Below are 6,624 nucleotides of genomic sequence, written 5' to 3' on the forward strand. Positions count from 1 at the left end.
GTCAGCCTGCGGCGTGCAGCACGCCGCGGCCGCGCTCCTTGGCGACGTACATCGCGAGGTCGGCCTCGCGCAGCACGGTCTCCAGCGGCGTCCCCGGCTCGGCCATCGCCAGGCCGATGCTCGCGCTGACGTGCACGGTGCGGCGGCCGACGTCCACCTCGTCGACCAGGGCGACGGCGAGCCGCTCGCCCACCGCCGCGGCGGTGTCCCGGTCCAGCCCGGGCAGGACGGCGGCGAACTCGTCGCCGCCCAGCCGTCCGACCAGCGCGTCGGGGACGTCGTCGAGGTGCGCCCGCAACCGGTCGGCCAGGCGCACCAGCAGCTGGTCGCCGACCGCGTGCCCGCCGCGGTCGTTGACCTTCTTGAACCGGTCGACGTCGATGAACAGCACGGCGCCGCCGCAGGCCAGGGCGGTCGCGCCGGCCTCGAGCAGGTAGCCGCGGTTGGCCAGGCCGGTCAGCGGGTCCTGCCGCGCGACGCGGGTCATCGTCCGGCGCCAGCCGTCGGCCTCGGTGGCCACCGTGGTCAGCCGCTCGACGGTCTCGTGCAGCCCGACCCGGCGCTCGTCGTCGGCGTCCGGGGACAGCTCGCGGACGGCGGCGGCGAGCAGGTCGAGGACGTCGTCGAGCGGACGGCGCGTGGCCACCGCCTCCAGCACCCGGTTCTGCAGCGCGAGGAGTGAGGCGGCCCACTGGTGCGTGGCGACCTGCCGGCGCAGCGACAGCACGGTGCGGACCAGGCGGACCTGGACGAGCAGGACGTCGAGCTCCTCGCCGGAGAACGAGCGCGGCTCGTCGTCGAAGACCCCGAGCGAGCCCAGCACGTAGCCGTCCTCGTCGACGAGCGGCACCCCGAGGTAGGAGCGGATGGCGCCCGCGACGACCGCCGGGTTCTCGGCGAACACCGGGTGCGCGGCCGCGTCGGACACCTCCAACGGCGCCCCCTCGGCGACCACGTAGGCGCAGAACGACAGCTCGTCGGGCACGTGCGAGTACGCGACGCCCACGCCGATCTCGGCCGGGAAGCACTGCCGGTCGGGGCCGACCAGGTTGATGATCGCGATCGGCGCGCGCAGCGCCCGGGCCATGTAGCTCACCACGGCGTCCAGGTCGGGGTCGCCCGCGTGGCCCTCGAGGCGGTAGCTGTCGATCGCAGCCAGGCGGGCCGGGTCGGCGACGGCGGCGCGAGGGCTGAGCACGCGCGCACCGTAGCCGCCGACGGTCACGTTGGGAACACGCTGCGGCACCGCTCACCGTGAACCGGCCGGACCCGTGCCGGAGTCGTTCCGCTCCCGGGGCCGGCAATCGTGCGGCCGTCCGGCCGCTCCCCCGGGCCCAGCAGCGCCGCGGGAGCGGGGACGTCACCGCACGAGCCGGCGGTCAGGGGTCCAGCGCGGGTCGCGGCCGGCCTGGCCGAGCAGCCGCTCGAACACCGGGGCGTCGTCCGGCACCGGGACGACGGGGCCGTACATCGAGTCGCGCACCTCCGGCGCGCCGGCGGCCAGGTCGAGCGCGAACCCCAGGCACGCCTCGGCGGCGGCCGGGTCGGCGCGGTACTCCTGCCCCGTCGCGGCGGCCAGGTCCCAGCCGTGCACCAGCACCTCGTTGAGCGCGACCACGCCCATCGCCGCGCCGGGCATCCGCACGCCGGCCACCTCGGTCAGGCCCTCCCAGGCGGCAGGCTCGCGCCACGCGGCGGCCAGCGCCTCGAGCCGGGCCGGCAGCTCGGTGCGCCACTCCGGCGTCAGGTCCTCCGCCGACGCCCGCGGCCCGCCGGCCAGCGGCGACTTCTCCGCGCCGTGCCGGAACGCCACGGTCAGCCCGGCGACGTGGTCCAGCAGGGCCGCCACCGACATGTCCGGGCAGGGCGTCGGGTAGCCGAGCTGGTCGTCCCGCACACCGGCCACGATCCGGGCCACCTCCGCGGTCTGCGGGCCGAGGTCGAGCATCTGCGTCTGCATGCCCGGTAGGACCGGCCGGGCACCCGGGACTCATCGCGGCAGCACGGGCTCCGGCGTCCGCCGCAGCGACGCGGCCGCCGCGGCCAGGACCGAGACGTCCAGCCACTCCAGCAGGAAGCGCGAGCCGTCGACCTCCACGACGGTGGCGTCGGCGGGGAGGGTGCGCTGGGTGCCGTCCATGTCGACATGTCAGCACCCGCAGGTTGCCGACATGTCGCCTCGCCGCGACGGTTGAGTGTCCGCGCGCGCGGCGACATGATCGTCCCGGGCCGGAAACACCTGGGGAACGCCGCACCACGAAGGTCGGGCGCATGACCGCACTCGAACGTCCGCTCGCCGCGCCGGTGCGTGCCGCCGTCCTGGGCCGGGTGGCCGCCGCGCTCGCCGTCGCCTCCGCGGTCGTGCACCTGCTCCTGCTCGACGCCGGCTCCCTCGGCTCGCTGGTCATGCTCGCCATGGCGCTGGTCTGCCTGCCCTGCGCCTGGCACCTGTGGCGGCACCCCACCGCCACCACGTGGGGCCTGACCGCCGCCGTCGACGGCGCCATGCTCCTGCTGCACGCGCAGATGCTCTCCACCGTGACGCAGCACTCCCACACGACCGCCGGACCGCTCATGTGGACCGGCCTCGCGCTCGTGACCGGCCAACTCGCGCTCGCCGGCGTCGCCGCGGTGCGCCGCTGAGGACCGGAACGCCGGAAGTCAGCAACGGCCCGTTCACCGAGTGAGCACCCGGTAACCGAGACGGAAGAAATCCGGCACGACGGCGGCAACAATCGGGGCAGACAGTCCCCCGCATGGCGACGACGGTCCTCGACACCTCCCCCTCGGTAGCCGCTCCCCCGATCGCCGCCGGCGCGCCGTCGCTGCGGAACAGCACCGTCGTCCGGCTGCTGCGGTTCGCGGTCGCGAACGTCCGGCGCCGGCCCGAGCGGTTCGCCCTCGCCACCCTCGGCATCGCGCTGGCGATCCTGTCGGTGACCGTCGTCCGCACGATCTCGGCGAGCTTCGCCATGACCGGCGACGCGGCGGTCACCCACGTGCTGGACGGCGCCGCGCTCTGGGTGGTCCCGGCCGAGGGCGTGCACTACGACAGCGGCACCGGCGCGATCGTCTCCGACGGCCCGCCGCCGGAGCTCGCCGTCCCCGACGGGTGGACGGCGGACCGGGTCACCGACGCCGCCGGCAACGGCTGGTGGACCCTCGACCCGCCCGCCGAGGACGCGAACCGCAACGACCTCGGCGCCCTGCTCGGCGAGGCCACCGGGTACGCGAGCACTACCAACCCCGCGGTCGAGCCCGACGGCGCGCCGCTGATCTACGACGCCGTCGGCGGCAGCGGCGCGACCACCTTCGAGCAGAAGTTCTCCGCGCTGTTCTCCGGCGAGGTCACCAGCTCCACCCTCGGCCTGATCAGCACGATCGGGCTGGTCCTGGGCTTCGTCATCGCGATCAGCTCGTTCCTCGCCGCCGTGCAGGAGCGCCGCCGCGAGTTCGGGATCATGTCGAGCATCGGCCTGGCCGACGAGGTCCTCTACTTCTTCCTCGTCGAGTCCGCGCTCGTCTTCGTCGCGGCGTACGTCATCGGCATCGGCCTGGCCGCCGGCGCCGTCTGGCTGGTCCTCCCCGAGATCGCCACCCCGGTCGCCTGGCTGCAGGCCGCCGGGACGGTCGCCGCCTACCTGCCGGCCATGGCGATCGTCGGGGCGCTCGTCCCCGTCCACCGGCTGCTGCAGCAGCGGCCGGTCCAGCTGCTCACCGACAACGCCTGAGGAGCCGACGCGTGATCAAGCACGGCCTGGCCTACGGGCTGCTCTCCACCCGGCGGCGCAGGAAGTCGCTGCTGCTACCGGTCGTCACCACCGCCACCGGCGCCTTCCTGCTGGTGATGGTGCTCGGCACGGCGTCGGGCATCAGCGACCAGGCTGCCGGCCTCGGGCACCCCGACGAGCTGCGCCGCGCGGTCGTCCTCATCGCCGTCACCGTGCTGCTGGTCGGCGTCGTCGAGGTCGCGGTGGCCACCACCCGCACGGTCGCCAACCGCACCCGCGAGCTCGGGGTGCTGGGCGCGACCGGGGTGCGCCGGCCTCCGGTCGTCGCCGCGCTGCTGGTCGAGCCGGTGGTCGCCGCGGTCGTCGGCGCCCTGGCCGGCTCCGCGCTGGCGGTCGTGGCGGCCCTGGTCATGGGCGGCACCGGCATGGCCGGGTCGGGCTTCTCCGCCGGCGGGACGGCGCTCGGCGTCGGGATCGCCGTCGTCGTCAGCGCGGTCGCCGCCGTCGCCACCAGCTTCGTGCCCACCTGGCGGGCCGCCTCCCGTCCGCCGATCCGTTCCCTCACCGCAGGAGCCTGACGATGACCCTCACCGAGGAACCCACCACGACCGCCGTCGTGCAGGTGACCGGCGCGTGGAAGCTGCACAAGCTCGGCGACGAGGTGGTCAGGGCCCTCGTCGAGGCCGACCTGACCGTGATGCCCGGCGAGTTCGTCTGCCTCATGGGCCCGTCGGGCAGCGGCAAGTCGACGCTGCTCAACATGATCGGCGGGCTGGACCGGCCCACCAAGGGCTCCGTCGTCCTCAACGGCCAGGACACCGCCGCCCTCACCGAGAGCCAGTTCGCCGCGCTGCGCCACGACACGATCGGCTACATCTTCCAGAGCTACAACCTGATCCCGTTCCTGTCGGCGGTCGAGAACGTCGAGCTCCCGCTGATGTTCGAGCCCTACGACCGCACGGCGCTGCGCACGCGCGCGGTCGAGCTGCTCGAGCTGGTCGGGCTCGGCCACCGGATCGACCACGTGCCGCCGAAGATGTCCGGCGGTGAGCAGCAGCGCACCGCGATCGCGCGCTCCCTCATCGGCAACCCGGCGCTGATCCTCGCCGACGAGCCCACCGCCAACCTCGACCACCGCACCGGCGCCACCGTCGTCCGCCTGCTGCGGGACCTCTGCACCGACCTCGGCGTCACCGTCGTCGCGAGCACGCACGACCCGACGGTCGCCGAGGAGGCCAGCCGCGTCGTCCGCATGCAGGACGGCGAGATCCAGCCGGCCGCCGCCTGAGTCCCGAACTCGCCAACCAGGAGAGAAGCATGGCCATCGACGCCGCACCGCCGGAGTCACCCACCGCCGGGCGCGACACGCTCATGACCACCGAGCTCGTGCCCGAGCAGGTGCTGCCCAAGGTGCTCGGCACCTTCGGTCTCACCGCCACCTACGTCTTCATCATCTGCTGGATCACCGGCTCGTCGGTCATGGCGACCGGCGGGTGGACGGCGATCCCGATGTGGGTCCTCGGCATCGTGCTGTTCCTCGTCCCGGCCGGCATGGCCGTCGCCGAGCTGGGCAACCTGTGGCCCGGGCAGGGCGGGGTCTACATCTGGGCCTACCGCACGATGAACGAGCCGCTGGCCTTCTTCGGCGGCTTCCTGTCGTGGGTGCCGGTCATCCTCAACGGCGCGGCCTCGCCGGCGATCGTGCTGCAGCTGCTGCTGCTCGCCTTCCACGCCGAGATCGGGCTGACGCTGTCGATCATCCTGCAGCTGGTGATCCTCTGGGTCGTCGGCGGCCTGGCGCTGGCCAGGCTCGCCGCCAACCAGCGGATCATGAACATCACGTTCGTCGTCTACGGCGTGCTGACGGCGGTGATCTTCGTCGTCGGCGTCTCCTACGCGGTGAGCAACGGCGGGCCGGCCACCGAGTTCGTCGCCCGCGACGCGCTGGTCCCGAACTTCGCCGTCGGCGGCTTCCTCTTCGGCACCGTGCTGCTCTACCTGGTCGGCGTCGAGACGCCGTTCAACATGGGTGCGGAGTTCCTCTCGGTGAAGCGCAGCGCCACCCGCATGATCGCCTGGGGCTCGGCGGCGCTGATCCTCATCTACCTGCTCACCACGCTCGGCACGATGATGGCGCTGCCCACCGAGGAGATCGACCCGGTGACCGGCGTGATCGGCATGCTGGCGCAGAGCGGGTGGGACGGCCTCATGGAGGTCGCCGCGATCGTCCTGGCGCTGATCGTGTTCGTCGCGCTGGTGACCTACCAGGTGGCCTACTCGCGGCTGATCTTCGTCTCCGGCCTCGAGCGCCACCTGCCGCGGATCTTCACCCACCTCAACCCGCGCACCCGCAACCCGGTGACCGCCGTCCTGGTCCAGGGCGCGATCTCCTCGACGATCATGGTCGCGCTGTTCAGCCAGTCCTCGATGGCCAACGTGACCGTGTACCTGACCGGCGCGCTGAGCGTGATCTGGCTGGTGTCCGGGTTCTTCTTCTTCGTCCCGCTGGTCATCGCGCGGAGGAAGTACGCCGACCGGTACGCCACCGAGGACTTCTGGCGGATCCCCGGGGGCATGCCCGTCGTCTGGCTCGTGGCGGTGATCGGCTCCCTGTCGACGGCGGCCGGCGTCTACTACTCGTTCGCCACCCCGTGGATCGACGTCCCCGCCGGTACCTGGATGACCTGGCTCGGCTCGATCACCGCCGGGTTCCTCGTCGTCGCCCTCCTCGTCTACGTCTTCGGACGGCGCTCGGCGCAGAAGCTCTCCGCCCCCGACGCGCTGGCCCACCTCGCGGTGCTGGAGAAGCCGAAGTCCGAGACCCCCGAGACCGTCTGACCCGGGGGGGGGGGGGGGGGGGGGGGGGGGGGGGCGGGGGGGGGGGGGGGGGGCG

Annotated in this window: 8 protein-coding genes; 5 read left to right on the forward strand and 3 right to left on the reverse strand. The window is 73.5% G+C overall.

Annotated features, from left to right (window positions below):
* Nucleotide 1: 1 nt before the first annotated feature.
* From ACI797_RS26195 to ACI797_RS26205, 3 genes are all read right to left on the reverse strand, one after another.
* Entirely contained in the window at nucleotides 2-1,198 is a 1,197-nt protein-coding gene (locus tag ACI797_RS26195; RefSeq protein ID WP_456863161.1) for a diguanylate cyclase domain-containing protein, read from the reverse strand.
* A 162-nt stretch (nucleotides 1,199-1,360) separates the two neighbouring features.
* The gene (locus ACI797_RS26200) at nucleotides 1,361-1,960 is read right to left on the reverse strand and encodes a TIGR03086 family metal-binding protein (protein WP_456863163.1); all 600 of its coding nucleotides are present in this window, start codon (nucleotides 1,958-1,960) and stop codon (nucleotides 1,361-1,363) included.
* Between the two features lie 30 nt (nucleotides 1,961-1,990).
* Nucleotides 1,991-2,140: a hypothetical protein gene (locus ACI797_RS26205; RefSeq protein ID WP_456863167.1), complete on the reverse strand. Its 150-nt coding sequence runs from the start codon at nucleotides 2,138-2,140 to the stop codon at nucleotides 1,991-1,993.
* A gap of 131 nt (nucleotides 2,141-2,271) precedes the next feature.
* Here ACI797_RS26205 and ACI797_RS26210 point away from each other — a divergent pair, with 131 nt between their 5' ends.
* The 5 genes from ACI797_RS26210 to ACI797_RS26230 all read left to right on the forward strand — a co-directional run bounded on the left by ACI797_RS26210 (nucleotide 2,272) and on the right by ACI797_RS26230 (nucleotide 6,569).
* Nucleotides 2,272-2,643 carry a hypothetical protein gene (locus tag ACI797_RS26210; protein WP_456863170.1) on the forward strand — a complete coding sequence of 124 codons (372 nt, stop codon included), beginning with the start codon at nucleotides 2,272-2,274 and terminating at the stop codon, nucleotides 2,641-2,643.
* 113 nt (nucleotides 2,644-2,756) lie between these two features.
* Nucleotides 2,757-3,731, forward strand: a complete 975-nt coding sequence (locus tag ACI797_RS26215) for an ABC transporter permease (RefSeq protein WP_456863173.1) — start codon at nucleotides 2,757-2,759, stop codon at nucleotides 3,729-3,731.
* Nucleotides 3,732-3,742: 11 nt separating this feature from the next.
* Nucleotides 3,743-4,309 (forward strand): FtsX-like permease family protein, encoded by a 567-nt coding sequence (locus ACI797_RS26220; RefSeq protein WP_456863175.1) that lies wholly within the window; start codon nucleotides 3,743-3,745, stop codon nucleotides 4,307-4,309.
* Between the two features lie 2 nt (nucleotides 4,310-4,311).
* Nucleotides 4,312-5,019, forward strand: coding sequence for an ABC transporter ATP-binding protein (locus ACI797_RS26225; RefSeq protein ID WP_456863180.1), 708 nt, complete (start codon nucleotides 4,312-4,314; stop codon nucleotides 5,017-5,019).
* A 29-nt stretch (nucleotides 5,020-5,048) separates the two neighbouring features.
* Nucleotides 5,049-6,569 (forward strand): APC family permease, encoded by a 1,521-nt coding sequence (locus tag ACI797_RS26230; protein ID WP_456863182.1) that lies wholly within the window; start codon nucleotides 5,049-5,051, stop codon nucleotides 6,567-6,569.
* The last annotated feature ends 55 nt before the right edge of the window (nucleotides 6,570-6,624 follow it).

The sequence above is a fragment of the Geodermatophilus sp. SYSU D00691 genome (assembly GCF_054050275.1).